The sequence below is a fragment of the Acetobacter persici genome (genome assembly GCF_018256955.1).
GTDB lineage: Bacteria > Pseudomonadota > Alphaproteobacteria > Acetobacterales > Acetobacteraceae > Acetobacter > Acetobacter persici.
Map to the genome: position 1 here is coordinate 80,620 of NZ_JAERKU010000007.1, position 14,829 is coordinate 95,448.

Sequence of the window (14,829 nt, forward strand, 5' to 3'; positions counted from 1 at the left end):
CTGATTTTTAGAATGATTTTGTTGAAAATAGTATTTTGGGAAAAGGCAGTTATCCAACAGTCCCTGTAAACAGAGACTGGGAGGACCGCCGTGCGAGCGCCACAATGGTCAGACCAGCCTGTTCCGCCAGCCGCAAAGCGCGGGTGGTTGGCGCGGAAATAGCGACCAGCGTTGAAAAACCCGCCAGAATGGCTTTCTGCACCATTTCAAAAGAGCAGCGGCTGGTAATCAGACAAAATCCTTCAGAAAAACAGACATTTTGACGAAGGCCTGCACCAATCAGTTTATCCAGTGCATTATGGCGGCCCACATCTTCACGGATCACGCGCAGGCTGCCATCTGCCGCGCACCATGCGGCACCATGTACCATATGCACCTGTGCGTTCAGCGTCTGATGCCCCGCCAGAGTGTTGACGGCGTGCCGGATAGCCGCAAGAGGGATGGGGGGCATGGCGGGCACAGTCGGCAGGGCTATGTGCAGACTTTTCAGATCCTCGCTCCCGCAAACACCGCAGCCTGTCCGGCCCCTCATGGCGCGGCGAGACTGTAACAGCCGCCGGAAGTCCTCTCCGGCAATATCAAGAAAGAGGGTTACGCCATCCTCCCCGATCTCTGTTCTGACAGCTTTGATGGAGGAGGGGTGCGAGACAAGGCGCTCTGTAATGGAAAACCCATAGGCGTAGTCTTCAAGATCCTGAAGGCTTGCCATCATCACCGCGTAGGGCACACTGTTAAACACAAAGCTGACCGGGGTTTCTTCTGCAATGGCCAGTATGGTGGTCTCTGTTTCCGTCTCGGTAAAACGGGTGACAGGCCAGTGGGTCATGACAAAGTCAGACATGGGTCAGGCCTCCATGGGCCAGTGCGCGGGCATAGGCATAATCATCGGGTGTGTTAATGTTGAAAAACAGATCCGGAGTGTGGTCAGGAAACACAACGTCCTGCACCCCCAGCGATGTGGCAAAACAGCGGATACGGCGTTTGTCCGGACTATCCGGTTGCTCAAGCCAGTGTTCCAGAGCAGGCCGGCACGCCACGGGCCAGCTTGCCACCAGATGATGCCGCCGGGTCTGTGTGACGGCAACAGCTGGCGCAGGTAGCAATTTGTGGGGCAGGTCCGCCGGGATAAACGGCGTGTCTCCGGGGACCGTGATCAGCACGGAACAGTCTTGGGTCTCTGCCCAGCGCAGGCCTTCCAGAATACCTGCCAGTGGCCCCATGTCGGCCTCGGTGTCTGGCAAAACAGGCAGGTTCCACGGTGCAAAACGCGCGGCATCCCCATTGGCGCTGATGGCCAGCGCGCTGCACTGGGGGCGGAGTGCTGTCAGCACGTAATCCAGCACCGTTTGGGCCCTGGAAAGGGGGAGAAGGGGCTTATCACATCCGCCAAGGCGGGAGCCGGAACCACCTGCCAGCACAAGGGCCGCAATGCGGGGGAGAGGGAGAGAGGCGCTCATACCGCGGAGCATCGGCCTGTTGCTTTGGGGAGGCAAGGGCTTTTCCGCCGCATAAAAAAAGTGGCCCGCTAGACGCGAGCCACCTGACCGTAAAGCCCAATAAACCGGACGCTGGCCGGTTTTAGCGGGGCAGGACGTTCTTATACGCCACCATGCACTGCACATAGGCATTATTGTACTGGGTCTGGATGTCACCCTGCTGGCTGCGGGAATATGCCCCACCACCCAGCGCGCCACCCAGAGCCCCTGCACCGGCACCAATCCCTGCGCCAGCCCCGCCGCCCGCAGCAGCACCCAGACCAGCACCCAGAGCCGTTGCGGCCAGACCGCCGTAAAGAGCCTTACGGTTCTGGCTGCCTGCCTGCCCCTGCACAGCGGCACTGGCCTGAGAGCGGCAGAAATTCTGCTCCTGCTGGAACGTGGCGTAATTCTTGCCCGGGCCGGGCAGCACCATGGCGGTCGGGCCCATCGGTGTTTCTGCGCAGGCAGTCAGCAGAAGCGCCGGAAGAAGAACGAGAGACGCTTTTTTGAAGCTCATGACACACACTCTTGTTGAAATTGGACACGTGTTAAACACCAGATTCTGGCATTTTTTTGAGCACAGGCAAATCATTTAATGAGCAGCCGCAGCAGCTTGTCTGTGGCGCGCGGGGGACGGCCTGCACGCTTATTCCGTAAGGCTTTTCTGACCGAGGGCCAGCGCCTCCGGGCTGCACGGCGTCTGTGCGGCGGCAGAGCAGAACCGGCTGTGCAGCAGGAGTGGCGCGCCTTCTCCCGCCTGCGGGTGTATGGGCCGGGCCAGCCGTAACTGTTCCAGAGACTGATGGAAGACACGGAAGCGCACATCTTTCTGCCCATCCGGTAACCGCCACAGTTCAAAGGCCAGCGTGGTATCCGGGGCGGTCCGGTCCGGCTGGTCCGTAAAGGACCAGTCCAGCCCAAAAAGTGTAGCCAGCATGTCCAGTGTTGTGTCGTGCCCGGCAAACAGGATCAGGCGGGCAGCGGGTGGCAGAGCTGAGCCATCTGGCAAAGGCACAGGCTCGTCAGCGAGGCTTTTAAGCAGGGCGTCGGCCAGAACCTGCCCGCGGGGCACGACAATGGCCGGGAGCCGCCTGAGTCTGTCACTCAGCAGCGCATGAGCAGGCAGAACCGCAGCGAGAAGTTGGCGCGTTCTGGCGTCCTTGTCCTCTGGTGTTAAAGCCGCGTTGGCAAAGGCTGTGGAGGGGAGGCCCTGCACATATTCCAGCAGCAGATTTTCCGCTGTGGAACTGCTGAGAGTCAGGCCGCCAGTAGTGTGGGGCTGATCCTTTTTCCATGACAGTACAGCCGGGGCTGAAAAACAGGGGCCGGTGCGCTGCTGGCACCCGGCGGGCGCAAAGGCCGCCTGAAGGGCTGCCTCGGCGTTTGCCTCTGGGCTGCCCGGTTTGGTGGCCTGCTGAAAGGCATGGGCGAGGGGCGGCATGACGCGCTGCTGGTCAAGGCGTGCCTGCCCGGCGGCGAGAGCATTGAACAGCGGGTCATGCTGGCCAGCGGGCAGGCTGTGCGCCGTGCTGGTGCAGCCTTGCGTCAGGGCATGGCTCAGAATATCGCCGCTCTGGCGGGTCCGGTTGTCCGCGGCATCCGCCCACACAAAAATGGCGGCGGCAGAGGCGCAGGGTGTGGAAGACTGCGTGATCAGAGGCGCGTACCAGTGGTGCAGAAACGTGCCCATCAGGGCCAGATTGGCGCGACCATGGTCCGTCAGTTCACCCGGCGGGACGGGCCAGACAGACCAGACCCGGCCTGTCTGCTTTTCCAGCGTGCTAAGGGGTTTGGTCGGGCTGCGGATGCCATGCCGGGAAACCAGCAGGACTTTTTCCAGCACCGCGCCGGAAGAGGGGGCCGCAGCCCGGGCAGGCTCGGCATGGGCGCTGAACGGCGCGGTGAGGCTGACGGCGCAGCTTGCAAGGATCAGGCAGGACAGAAAGCGGACAGAAAGCATAAGTCTGCATAGCACAGACTGAGTGCATCAGGGGATGCTGGCCCGGTTTTCCGTTTTTGCACGCATAAGGGGCCGCACTGATGGTTCAGGCCCGGCTGCCCCCGGACAGGGTTGCTCAGGTCAGGCGGGTGACCAGAAGCTGGTTGATGCGGAAGCCTTCCACGTCCACCACCTCAAACCGGAAACCGCCCGCATCTACACGGTCCGCCTTGCGGGCCATGCGGCGCAGGCGGTGCATGACAAACCCGCCAACGGTATCAAACTGGGCGCTGTCTGGCAGTTCAATCACATGCAGTTCCCGCATGACGTCCCCGATCGGGGCGGCGCCGTCAATCAGCCAGGAGTTTTCATCACGCCGCACAATGGCCTGTTCCTCAAACGGGTTGGCCAGACCATCCATGAGCGCGCCCATGATGTCCTTGAACGTAATCAGCCCAACAACCAGCCCGTATTCATTCACAATCAGGGCAAAGCCCACGCCGTGCGTATCAAATTGGGCCAGCGTATCCCACAGGTTGAGTGTTTCCGGCACGGACAGTACATCCCGCCGCATCCGGAAAATCGGGTTGCCGCGCAGGGCCGGGCCTTCCGGAATGCTGGCCGGGTCCACCACAGAGGCCAGAACGTCTTCCGCACGGATGGAGCCAATAACCTTGTCCAGCCCGCCGTCACACAGCGGGTAGCGGGAATAGGGCTTGGCCCGCACTTTTTCATGGTTGTTTTCCGCGCTGTCCTGCACGTCCAGATAGACAATTTCATCACGCGGGGTCATGGCGGAGGTGACGGAACGGTCCTGCAAACCCAGTACGTTCTGGATCATCTGATGTTCCTGCTCCAGCAGCACGCCCGAGGCCGTGCCGGCAGCCAGAATGGCGCGCAGGTCTTCTGGTGTGACAGGCTCCACAGCGGATGCCGCGGGGATTTTCATGGCCCGCAGAACAGCATCCGAGACTTTGGAGAAAATCCATACAAACGGATACAGCACCCGCAGGGCCAGTTTAGGGAACCAGCCGATGGACAGCGCGACTTTATCCGGCGCGTTCATGGCGACGCGTTTGGGCAGCAGATCGGCAAACAGCACGAACAGGCCCGTGACCATAATAAAGCTGACGGCAGAGCCGGTTTTTTCCGCCAGCCCGTCCGGCAGGCCCCAGTAGCGCAGCAGCGCGCCGCAGGGCGGAGAGAGCATTTCCGAGCTGACAATACCGCCCAGAATCCCCACCCCGTTCAGGCAGATCTGGAGAACAGTAATAACCTGACCACTATTCCGGCGCAGGGCCAGAAAGGCCTGTGCCCGCTTATCACCCGCTTCTGCCCGGGACCGGAGACGGACGTCCCGGGCGGCGGCAAAGGAAATCTCGGAGAGAGAAATCAGGATACTGACAGCAATCAGCAGGAAGAGGGCGAGAAAACCGGAAAGAAAAAGGATCAAGACACGCTCGGGGTTCAATAAGAAACAGCTTATTGGGCAAGGTTATACCTTCGGCCTTTTTAAAATCCTAATTTATTTTCCCAGATTTGGCCGAGCAGCCCTGAGCGCCCAGCGGCTTTGTGATCACCCTTTTCTAAAAAAGAGCGTAGTGGGGTGATCTTCAACGCAAAAAGGGCGTTGAGCGTTTTGAAGGAGATAGACCATGTTCCCAGCCTTGCTCATCGAAAAAACGTCCGAAGGTGCCCAGAATGTCAGCGAGCAGTCTCTGTCAGACGCTCAGTTGCCCGAGGGGGATGTTACGGTACGGGTCGAGTGGTCTACCCTGAACTACAAGGATGCCCTCGCCATTACCGGCAAGGGGCCGATTGTGCGGTCTTACCCGATGGTGCCGGGCATTGACTGCGCGGGAACGGTTGAGACGTCCTCCCACCCCGGTCTGGTGGCTGGCCAGCGTGTTGTGCTGAATGGCTGGGGGGCCGGGGAAAGTCACTGGGGCGGTCTGGCTGAGCGGGTGCGCGTGCCGGGAGACTGGCTGATCCCGCTTCCCTCTGCCCTGAGTGCCCGGCAGGCCATGGCGCTCGGGACGGCGGGGTATACCGCCATGCTGTGTGTACGCGCCCTGATCCGTGAAGGCGTGACGCCCAAAAGCGGCCCGATTGTGGTGACGGGCGCGTCCGGTGGCGTCGGCAGTGTTGCGCTGATGTTGCTGAGTAAGCTGGGGTATGAAGTGACGGCCGTAACCGGCCACCCGGAAGAAGAACCGGTGCTGCGGAAGCTCGGGGCTTCGGATATTCTGCCGCGTCAGACGCTGCTGCGGATGACACGTCCTCTGGAAAAAGCACAATGGGCCGGTGCGGTCGATGTGGCCGGGGGAGCCGTGCTGGCGGCCATCTGTGCGTCCATGAAATATCAGGGCGTGGTGACGGCGTGTGGTCTTGCGGCGGGCATGGATTTTCCCGCGACGGTTGCGCCCTTCATCCTGCGTGGGGTCACGCTGGTGGGGATTGATAGCGTCTATTGTCCGAAGGAAGAGCGTCTTGCCGCATGGCAGCAACTGGCCGAGCTGATCGACCCGGAAAAGCTGAACGGTATTCTGACAGAAATTACGCTGCCGGACGTGAAGCAGGCCGCGGCGGATCTTCTGGACGGCAAAATCAGAGGCCGTATTCTGGTCAGACTGGCTGCCCCTGAAAACGCCGGGTGAGGGCGCGCAAGGCAGACATAAAAAAATACCGGGAAAGCGGCTTTTGCTCCCCCGGTATTCTCAACCGGTCGTCTAAAAACGTCAGTGCTGGAAATCAGGCTTCCAGACCACCATCCACCGGCAGGGCTGCACCGGTGATGTATCCTGCCTGCGGGCTGGCGAGGAAGGAGACCATGCTGGCAATATCCTGCACGGTGCCGTATTTGCCTGTTGCCACAAAACTGCTGATCAGCTTGGCAACGTCCCCTGTTGCGGGGTTCATGTCCGTATCAATCGGGCCGGGTTCCACCACGTTGGCGGTAATGCCTTTGGGGCCAAGGTCCCGCGCAACACCCTGTGCAAAGCCACGCAGGGCCGCCTTGGTGGCAGCATAGAGAGAAATACCGGGGAAGGGCGCGCGTGCGCCAAAAGCGGACCCGATGAAAATAATGCGGCCGCCTTCCTTCATGTGCTTTACCGCTTCCATGGTTTCCACCATCACGGCGCGCACGTTCAGGTTCAGCACATGCTCAATCTGCTCAACGCTCATTTCGCCAATCGGGCCATACGGATACGTCCCGGCGTTGCAGACCAGCGTATCAATACGGCCAAACTCCTTAACCGTTTCAGCAACGCCTGTCTGGTTGCCCTTCACCGTGGTGCCGTCAGCCTGAATACACAGAGCTTTGCGCCCCTGCGCGCGGACCTTCGCGGCCGTGGCTTCGGCTGCGTCTGCGTTGCGGGCATAGGTCAGGGCAATATCAAACCCGTCTTTAGCCAGAGCTTCCGCAATACCGGCCCCGATGCCGCGGCTACCACCAGTGATCAGTGCTACACGTTGTGTCATGCTCAGAACTCCTGTTTGAAAAAAAGAAGGGGACGAACGCTCAGGCCTGCGGGAGGCCGAGCATGAGGGCAATATTCTGCAACGCCGCGCCGGACGCCCCTTTACCAAGGTTGTCCAGCCGCGCTGTCAGCACAGCCTGCCGGGAATGGGGGGCGCCATGCACCCGCAGTTCCATGGTGTCACGCCCCGCCAGAGCCTCTGCCGAGAGTTTTGGCTCCGCGGCCAGCACATGCACGCGGTCCTGCCCCGTATAACGGGCCGCCAGTGCGGTGTGCAGGTCCTCCACCGTCACGCCGCCATTCAGGTCATCCAGATGCAGGGGGATGGAAACAATCATTCCCTGTGCAAAATGCCCGACAGACGGCACAAAAACCGGGCGGCGCGTCAGACCGGCATGCAGGTGGATTTCCGGCACATGCTTGTGCTCCAGCCCGAGGCCATAGAGCTCAAAAGCCGGTCCACCGTCCCGCGTATGTGCTTCAATCATCGTGCGGCCACCGCCGGAATAGCCGCTGACCGCATTTATACAGACCGGATAATGCGGCTCCATAATGCCCGCCTCAATCAGCGGGCGCAGAAGTGCTATGGCTCCCGTAGGATAGCAGCCGGGGTTTGAAACACGGGGGGCAGCCTGAATGGCCTCGCTCTGTGCGGCAGAAAGTTCCGGAAAACCATAGACCCAGCCCGGCGCTGTACGGAACGCCGTGCTGGCGTCCAGAATACGGGGGGCGTTTTTCCCGAGTGTTTCGGCGATGGTCACAGCCTCACGGGATGCCTCATCCGGCAGGCACAGCACCACCAGATCCGCCGCCGCCATGGCGTCCTTGCGGGCAGCCGGGTCTTTGCGGCGGGTGTGGTCAATGGAGTGGATGCGCACGGGCAGGGCAGACAGACGGTCCCGAATACCCAGACCGGTGGTGCCTGCTTCCCCATCGATAAAAATAACGGGCTGCTGTGTCATGCCTTTATCCTCACCCTGATACCGGGAGGCTCCCTGTCTCCGCCCTGTCCACGGAGTTGTGGCGTGCGGGCTGTTCGGTCTCTCTGCTTCCGCATATACGGGGTAAGTCCCTTGTGGCGGAAGGGGGATGCGTGAAAAACACCTTGCCGGTGCAGGGCTGATATGCGGGAAAACACACAGAATTGAAGGGAGCGCAGGGGGTCATGGTCGCAAAAAATATTGCCAGTTCAGGGGCTGTTTTGCCTGAAACAGTCGGCCAGACGGATGCGGCCCGTGAGCTAACGCGCCTTGTGGCGCTGATGGCCCGCCTGCGGGACCCGGAGCATGGCTGCCCGTGGGATAAAGAGCAGACGCATGAAACCATAGCCCCCTACGCCATTGAAGAGGCGTATGAGGTTCTAGACGCCATCCAGAAGCAGGACTGGAACGCCTTTCCGGATGAACTGGGGGATCTGCTGTTGCAGGTGGTCTATCAAGCGCGTCTGGCGGAAGAGGAGGGGCATTTTGATTTTGCGACTGTTGCCCGCCTGATTACCGAGAAAATGATTCGTCGCCACCCGCATGTGACGTTCGGGCCGGATGTGCTGGGTGCCGGGCAGCAGGAAACTGCCGTCCGGACAACGGCCGACGCGATGCCGGGACAGTGGGAGCAGCTTAAAGAAAAAGAGCGACAGACGCTGAGTGCGCCGGGCCAGAAGTCCAGCGCGCTGGCCGGTATTCCACCCGCCTTACCCGCATTGCTGCGGGCCTCAAAAATTGCGTCTCGGGCGGCCCGCGTCGGGTTTGACTGGCCGGATGTACAGGGCGTTGTGGCCAAGGTGCATGAGGAAATGGAAGAGTTTGCTGTGGAAATGCAGGCAAATGACCGCGCCAGAATGCAGGATGAACTGGGGGATGTCCTGTTCTCGCTCGCCAGTCTGGCCAGACGGCTGAAGCTGGACCCGGAGGCCTGCCTGCGTCAGGCGTGTGACAAGTTTACCCGCCGCTTTCAGGCGGTGGAGGCGGAACTGGCGGCAGAAGGCCGGTCCATGCAGGATGAACCAGTGGCGTATCTGGATGATGTCTGGAACCGCGTTAAAAAGCGTGACGGCTGAACAGGGACTTTAAAATGTAAAAAACCGGCCCCCTCTGAGGAAGGAGCCGGTTTTTATCACGTGAACAGAGGGTGGGCTGATCAGTCTTTGGACGGCGCTTCCGTGCCTGCGGTTTCAACGCCGCCAGCCAGATAGTCCATCAGCCTGCGGGAGAACGCATTCACGTCTTTCGGCGGCTCACCATTTTGGATGCTGGCAACATCCAGAAGGATATGGGCCAGTGTGTCCACAGATTTTCCGTCTTTAACCAGTCCCGCCAGATGGTGGATGATCGGATGGGCCGGGTTAAGTTCCAGAACCGGGGTGACAGGCGGCAGGCTCTGGCCGCTGCGCTGCATGAGCTTTTGCAGTTGCAGGTCCGGGCCGCCTTCTGGTGCTGTCAGCACCATGGCGCTGTTGACCAGACGGTCTGTGGCGCGAATGTCGGACACGGTTTCACCCAGAGCGGTTTTCAGCGCAGGGACCAGCGTCTCCATGTCGGCTTTTTCTGCATCGCTTTCTGCTGGCGCACCGAATTTTTCAAGGTCCGTCTGGCCCTGTGCCACGTTGCGCAGGGCTTTGCCTTCATACGTGCCCAGACGTTCCGGCCAGAAGGAATCCACCGCATCAGACAGCAGCAGGACTTCCACGCCACGCGCCCTGAAGCCTTCAATCTGCGGGGACGCCGCCAGTGTTTCAGCGTTATCGCCCGTCAGATAATAAATGGCGTCCTGCTCGGGCTTCATGCGGCTGATATAGGCATCCAGAGAGATCAGCCCTTCGACAGCACTGGAGCGGAAGCGGCTGAGGGCTGCGACTTCCGTGCGGTGTGCCGGGTCATCCCACATGCCTTCCTTCAGCACCGGGCCGAAGTTTTCCCAGAAGCTGGCATAGGCCTCTTCATCCTTTGCGCGGGTTTTCAGTTCGCCCATCACCTTGTTGGTCACGGCCTTGCGGATACGGGCCAGAACCGGGGTGGCCTGAAGCATTTCACGTGAGACGTTCAGCGGCAGGTCTTCCGTATCCACAACGCCCTGCACAAAGCGCAGCCATGTGGGCAGGATCTCGGCTTCATCCGTGATGAACATGCGGCGGACATGCAGCCGGACGCGGCTTTCGCGCGTCTGCTCGGCAAATTCAAACGGACGGCTGCCCGGTACAAACAGCAGGGCGGAGAATTCAATGGTGCCTTCCGCGCGCCAGTGCAGCGTATCCCACGGGGTATCGAAATTATGGGTCAGGTGACGATAGAACTCGTTGAGCTGATCGTCCGTAATTTCGCTGCGCGGCTTGCGCCACAGGGCCGTGCCCTCGTTCGCGGCTTCTTCCTTGCCGTCTTTTGTAATGGTGACAGGCCATGCAATATGGTCAGACCATTTGCGGATAACAGCTTCCAGACGCCAGCTATCAAGGAACTCGTCTGCGTCTTCCTTGATATGCAGCGTAATGTCCGTCCCGGCTTTTTCCCGCGTGGCGGGGGCCAGCGTGTAGGAGCCTTTGCCGTCAGACGTCCAGCGCCAGGCCTCGTCCGAGCCTGCGCGACGGGAGACGACGTCAACCTTGTCCGCCACCATAAACGCGGCGTAAAAGCCCACGCCAAACTGGCCGATCAGGTTCGGGCGGTCTTCCGGTTTTGCACTTTCCAGCTTCTGGCCAAAGGCCCGCGTGCCGGACTTGGCGATTGTGCCCAGATTGGAGACCAGCTCTTCCTTGCTCATCCCCGCGCCATCATCGCTGATGGTCAGCAGGCGGGCGTCTTTTTCCGGGTTGATGCGGATTTTGGCATCTTCCGGCAGCGCGCGGGCGCCATCGGTCAGAGCCTCAAAACGGCGGCGGTCTGTGGCATCGGCTGCGTTGGCAACCAGTTCACGCAGAAAAATTTCCCGTTCGGAATAGAGCGAATGCACAACAAGGTCGAGCAGCCGCCCGACTTCCGCGCTGAATTCCCGTGTTTCGCTGCCCTGTGCGGGCGTGGCGCCCGTGGCTGTTTCAGTCATCTCATTCCCCGCATTCATGCGTCATACTGCATCATGAGCGCAGCAGCCTTTGCCTTCAGGCCAAATGCTGCCACCTCCTGCATGAGCTAAGAAATGAGATGAACGGGAGATTTTTTCAATATCTCCCGGTGCAGAATGTTATCGGTTTTTCAGGGTTTCAGCCGTGCATTTGCCCGTACGGAAGAAGGACCATTCCTCGCAACTGTTGCCATCAGGCATGTGGCAGATGCCATACTGCCCGCCAGAGGCCCCGGTGCGGATTTCCAGCTTGCCGCCTGCGTTGATGCAGTGGACGGAGGCCGGGTTTGCCATGCCAATCAGCTTGCTGCGCTGCGGGGAGGTTGCAGCGGGTGTGGTCGTGGTGCCTGCGGCAGGGGCTGTCTGTGTGGTCACGCCCTGTGGCAGAGCGGCGCCGGAGGTGGAACCGTTTGCAGGCTCCCCGGCTGTGGCGGGGGCTGTCTGGCACGCGGCCAGTGCCAGCATGGCCGCACCCAGCATGGCCGTGCCGGTCAGTTTTTTATGGCGTGTGCCCAAAAAGGCAGAAAATACGTTGATCATGTGTGTCTTCTCCTGAATATGGCTCTGGTCGCGTGCCAGCCAGCCCGGTGCGTGCGGCATGTCCTGCGCTGAAAGCATCACGGCATCAGGGTATAAATGCGGCACTCTCGTCAAATTTCTCTCACACTCAAAAACGGAGGGCCCTGTGGCATCCATCTGGAAAAGAGTCAGAGCCGCCTTTGCGCAGGTGTTCCGCCACGGGCCGGGCCAGAAGCAGCCTGACGCCCGTAAGCCGCTGGCCGTGTTTACCATGGTTTATAATGAACACCGTATGTTGCCTGTCTGGGCCGCATATTACCGCGCACAGGCAGGGGCGGGAAATATTTTCGTTCTCGATCACGGGAGTGACAGCCTGCCCGATCTGCCCGGATGTGAGGTTACACCCCTCAAACGGGCCGAACTGGATGAGGTTGACCGCTGTGCGCAGATCCAGGCGTTTCAGAAAAAGCTCCTCAAAAAATATCGGACGGTGCTTTTCACGGATTGTGATGAATTTCTGGTAGCGGACCCTGCGCGGTTTGCGTCCTTGCAGGCGTATGCGGCCCATGCGCCAGCGGCCAGTATCCGCTGTGTTGGGGTAGATGTGATTGCGGCTGCGCAGGATCTTCCGCCCGTGCAGTGGGATCATCCCATTTTGGGGCAGCGGCCTTATGGCGCGGTCAGAGTCTGGTCCTGTAAAACCCTGCTGTCTTCCGTGCCTCTGACGTGGGGGCCGGGCTTCCATGACTGTAAAGAACACAAAACGCTGGATACAGCATTGTGGATGTTTCATCTGAAATATGCGGATGAAGACGTCGTGCTCAAGCGTCTCAGTGTTACTCGTGCGTTGCCATGGAGTGCGCAGGCCCGGGCTTTGCGGCACGGAGAATCGCACCGTATGGAAGATCAGGCAATGGTCGGGTTTATCAGAGCTTTTCAGAAAACCCGTTCAGAAACATCTTTAGACACGCTTGATCTTGCCGGGATTGTCACTGCCGGGGGAGAAAGCGGCCTGCACAGAATTCCAGAGCGCTTTTTAAGCGCTTTCTGAAAACACACGCTCTAGCCGTTGATTTCGCGCGTCTGGAGGGCGGTGGTCAGGCGTTCTGTCATTTGGGCAAGAGCGTGTTGCAGGTCAGAGAAGCCAGTGTGTTTTTCCCGCGTTTTTTCATCCATATACAGGCTACGACGCATTTCAATTTGTAAGGCATGCAGGCCCTCACGCGGGCGGCCATAATGCTGCGTAATATATCCCCCTGCATAGGGCGTGTTGCGGGATGTTTTAAAGCCCATGCTCTGCAGCACCTTCTCAGCGGCCTGCACCAGGAGGCCAGAGCAGCTTGCGCCGTGCGCGTCTCCGAGCACAAAGTCCGGGCTTCCAGCCTCCGGCGCGTCTGGCATGGAATGCAGGTCCAGCAGCAAGCTGATGCCATGCCGGGCATGGGTCTTGCGCAGGGCTGCGGCCAGAGTGGCGTGGTAGGGCATCCAGTAATCCCGGATTCGCAGGGCGGCGTCCATGAATGGCATCCGGGCGCGGTAAATCTGGCGGTTATCAGCCACAATGCGGGGTACGGACCCAAGGCCCGCCAACCCCCGGTATGTGGCTCGCACAAATGCCGGAACCGGCGTGCTGAACATGCGTGGGTCCAGATCCCACGCGGCCCGGTTCACATCACAGAAAACACGAGGGAAGGTCGCGTGGACAAATATGGGGCCGAGGGCGTGCGCGCTGGCCGCCAGTTCTTCCACATAGCTGTCTTCTCCGCTGCGCAGAATGTTCAGCGGCTGGCGGCTCTCCTGTACAAAAGCCTCAGGGTAAAAGCGACCGGAATGCGGGGAGGCCAGCACCACAGGGGTGTCCGGCTGGCCGGAGACCAGCACAGGAGCAGGGGCCTGCACGCGGTCTGCCTCCTGCGGAAGGCTGGCGGGCACGCCCGGTAAGACACGGGCCAGACCCCGTTGAATCAGGCTATGCGTAATATTTTTCATCCGGCTATCATTGAGGGCTTGCACTTTGAACGCAAGCACGATAGAACGCGGCCCACGGTCAAAGATGGGCGCATAGCTCAGCGGTAGAGCACTACCTTGACATGGTAGGGGTCACAGGTTCAATCCCTGTTGCGCCCACCATCTTTGACCGGTGATTTCTGCTTCTTTATCCAGAAAATTTGTTCCCCAAAAAATAGTTTCGTTAGTGGCATCCGGATGCTGCATGCAGGCTTTGCCTGATCTGTGAATCTGTGCCTGACGCATGCCCTCAGAAAATTTCCTTGTGACTGATTGCTGTTTCACAGGAAGGCTTTTCTCAATCTGTTAAATTTTCCTGTTTTTTCTCGCGTTCGGCTGTCACGCTCAGTTTCTGATAGATGCCGAGCGCAAGCACGATCCCCGTGGCGACAAGCAGCAGAGAGGCGGGGTAGAGAATGGTCGCGGGGCTTTCCTTGTTTGTTTCAAAAATACCCACCAGCCCTTCAACAAACACAGCGATAATAATGGATGTGATGAATTTTGTCAGGCTGGTCCGTGCTTCTGCCAAAGTCTGCTTGCCACGGGAGAGAATGACTTCTTCTTCCATGAAATATTTGGCGACATCAAACACCGCCATGGAAATAACGACGTAGCTGATGGCATGCACCACCGCCTTCTGTCCGTCCTGCCATGAATGCAGGAGTGTTTCTATCAGGCCAGACATCCCAAATGCGGCCAGAAGCACCGCAAGCAGCATGAGCATGACGCTGCCGATTGCAAACGTCAGGCGGGATAAATAGTGCATCTGGAACCCTCTCCTCCTTCTCTCAGAATGCCTTTGGTGCAGGCATGTCTGTATAGAGACGTCCGGACAGGTCCTCTGTTTCCCTAAATTTTAAGGCGCGCGTTGCTCTCTGGCAGGGAGCCACAACGGGCGCGGCGCGTTAGCCCCCGATGTGGCCGGAAAGAACCAGTGCGGTGGAGGCAGAATGCGTTTTGCTGTTCTGTGCGTCCCGGCGGGCCTGAAGCGGAGTGTAATCGGGTTGTTCCCAGATATAGAGAAGCGTTTTGCGAAGTGTCTCATGAACGGCTTCGCGCCATTTTTCATTGGAAGGTGCTGAGCCGGTCGTGGGCTGAAGGCGTGTCATAGCAAGTGTCTTCTGCTGTTTGGAAGCGGAACTGACGGCGTTCTAGCACCATCATGTCAGGTCGGATGTGACGTTTCTATGAAATAAAAAGAAGAAACATTTTGTTAATATACGCAGCAAAGAGCGTCATACTGGGGCCATTATTGCCCATTATTTTGAACGATCACAGTATTGAGAGGATATCATGACGGCATTCTGGGCGTACTGGCTGGCTTTAAAGGATGGGGTGCGCAAAGTCCGTCTCT

Annotated in this window: 16 protein-coding genes and 1 tRNA gene; 4 read left to right on the plus strand and 13 right to left on the minus strand. The window is 59.4% G+C overall.

The window, feature by feature from the left end; genetic code table 11:
- Window positions 1–49: 49 nt before the first annotated feature.
- The 5 genes from fdhD to JK199_RS09690 all read right to left on the minus strand — a co-directional run bounded on the left by fdhD (window position 50) and on the right by JK199_RS09690 (window position 4,870).
- Window positions 50–841 (minus strand): formate dehydrogenase accessory sulfurtransferase FdhD, encoded by a 792-nt coding sequence (fdhD, locus tag JK199_RS09670; RefSeq protein WP_244985048.1) that lies wholly within the window; start codon window positions 839–841, stop codon window positions 50–52.
- Window positions 834–1,457: a molybdenum cofactor guanylyltransferase gene (mobA, locus tag JK199_RS09675; RefSeq protein ID WP_212375499.1), complete on the minus strand. Its 624-nt coding sequence runs from the start codon at window positions 1,455–1,457 to the stop codon at window positions 834–836. Before mobA ends, fdhD begins: the two co-directional genes overlap by 8 nt.
- Window positions 1,458–1,578: 121 nt before the next feature.
- Window positions 1,579–1,995, minus strand: coding sequence for a glycine zipper family protein (locus JK199_RS09680; protein ID WP_035373683.1), 417 nt, complete (start codon window positions 1,993–1,995; stop codon window positions 1,579–1,581).
- A gap of 129 nt (window positions 1,996–2,124) precedes the next feature.
- Complete coding sequence (locus tag JK199_RS09685) at window positions 2,125–3,438, minus strand: histidine-type phosphatase (RefSeq protein ID WP_244985049.1); 1,314 nt, start codon at window positions 3,436–3,438, stop codon at window positions 2,125–2,127.
- Between the two features lie 115 nt (window positions 3,439–3,553).
- Window positions 3,554–4,870: a hemolysin family protein gene (locus JK199_RS09690; protein WP_077931698.1), complete on the minus strand. Its 1,317-nt coding sequence runs from the start codon at window positions 4,868–4,870 to the stop codon at window positions 3,554–3,556.
- Between the two features lie 202 nt (window positions 4,871–5,072).
- Here JK199_RS09690 and acuI point away from each other — a divergent pair, with 202 nt between their 5' ends.
- Window positions 5,073–6,074 (plus strand): acrylyl-CoA reductase (NADPH), encoded by a 1,002-nt coding sequence (gene acuI / locus JK199_RS09695; protein WP_212375501.1) that lies wholly within the window; start codon window positions 5,073–5,075, stop codon window positions 6,072–6,074.
- A 94-nt stretch (window positions 6,075–6,168) separates the two neighbouring features.
- On the opposite strand, the gene JK199_RS09700 is transcribed toward acuI, so the two are convergent.
- The gene (locus JK199_RS09700) at window positions 6,169–6,900 is read right to left on the minus strand and encodes an SDR family NAD(P)-dependent oxidoreductase (protein ID WP_212375503.1); all 732 of its coding nucleotides are present in this window, start codon (window positions 6,898–6,900) and stop codon (window positions 6,169–6,171) included.
- Between the two features lie 40 nt (window positions 6,901–6,940).
- Entirely contained in the window at window positions 6,941–7,861 is a 921-nt protein-coding gene (gene argC / locus JK199_RS09705; RefSeq protein WP_212375505.1) for an N-acetyl-gamma-glutamyl-phosphate reductase, read from the minus strand.
- Between the two features lie 203 nt (window positions 7,862–8,064).
- On the opposite strand from argC, the gene mazG reads away from it, so the two are divergent.
- On the plus strand, window positions 8,065–8,955 hold the full coding sequence (mazG, locus tag JK199_RS09710; protein ID WP_212375507.1) for a nucleoside triphosphate pyrophosphohydrolase: 891 nt from the start codon (window positions 8,065–8,067) through the stop codon (window positions 8,953–8,955).
- A gap of 80 nt (window positions 8,956–9,035) precedes the next feature.
- On the opposite strand, the gene htpG is transcribed toward mazG, so the two are convergent.
- Together htpG and JK199_RS16000 are read right to left on the minus strand one after the other, a co-directional pair.
- Window positions 9,036–10,931 carry a molecular chaperone HtpG gene (gene htpG / locus JK199_RS09715; RefSeq protein WP_086656019.1) on the minus strand — a complete coding sequence of 632 codons (1,896 nt, stop codon included), beginning with the start codon at window positions 10,929–10,931 and terminating at the stop codon, window positions 9,036–9,038.
- 138 nt (window positions 10,932–11,069) lie between these two features.
- The gene (locus JK199_RS16000) at window positions 11,070–11,594 is read right to left on the minus strand and encodes a putative hemolysin (protein WP_342356309.1); all 525 of its coding nucleotides are present in this window, start codon (window positions 11,592–11,594) and stop codon (window positions 11,070–11,072) included.
- A 40-nt stretch (window positions 11,595–11,634) separates the two neighbouring features.
- On the opposite strand from JK199_RS16000, the gene JK199_RS09725 reads away from it, so the two are divergent.
- Window positions 11,635–12,519 (plus strand): glycosyltransferase family 2 protein, encoded by an 885-nt coding sequence (locus tag JK199_RS09725; protein WP_212375509.1) that lies wholly within the window; start codon window positions 11,635–11,637, stop codon window positions 12,517–12,519.
- Window positions 12,520–12,530: 11 nt separating this feature from the next.
- On the opposite strand, the gene JK199_RS09730 is transcribed toward JK199_RS09725, so the two are convergent.
- Complete coding sequence (locus JK199_RS09730) at window positions 12,531–13,457, minus strand: N-formylglutamate amidohydrolase (RefSeq protein WP_212375511.1); 927 nt, start codon at window positions 13,455–13,457, stop codon at window positions 12,531–12,533.
- Between the two features lie 66 nt (window positions 13,458–13,523).
- Between JK199_RS09730 and JK199_RS09735 the strand changes: the two genes are divergently transcribed.
- Window positions 13,524–13,598 (plus strand) — tRNA-Val (locus tag JK199_RS09735).
- On the opposite strand, the gene JK199_RS09740 is transcribed toward JK199_RS09735, so the two are convergent.
- From JK199_RS09740 to JK199_RS09750, 3 genes are all read right to left on the minus strand, one after another.
- The gene (locus JK199_RS09740) at window positions 13,569–13,721 is read right to left on the minus strand and encodes a hypothetical protein (RefSeq protein WP_212375513.1); all 153 of its coding nucleotides are present in this window, start codon (window positions 13,719–13,721) and stop codon (window positions 13,569–13,571) included. The two genes, JK199_RS09735 and JK199_RS09740, sit on opposite strands and share 30 nt — an antisense overlap.
- A 52-nt stretch (window positions 13,722–13,773) precedes the next feature.
- Window positions 13,774–14,241: a hypothetical protein gene (locus JK199_RS09745; protein WP_086655932.1), complete on the minus strand. Its 468-nt coding sequence runs from the start codon at window positions 14,239–14,241 to the stop codon at window positions 13,774–13,776.
- A 139-nt stretch (window positions 14,242–14,380) separates the two neighbouring features.
- Complete coding sequence (locus JK199_RS09750; RefSeq protein WP_077930484.1) at window positions 14,381–14,584, minus strand: hypothetical protein; 204 nt, start codon at window positions 14,582–14,584, stop codon at window positions 14,381–14,383.
- Window positions 14,585–14,829 lie beyond the last annotated feature (245 nt).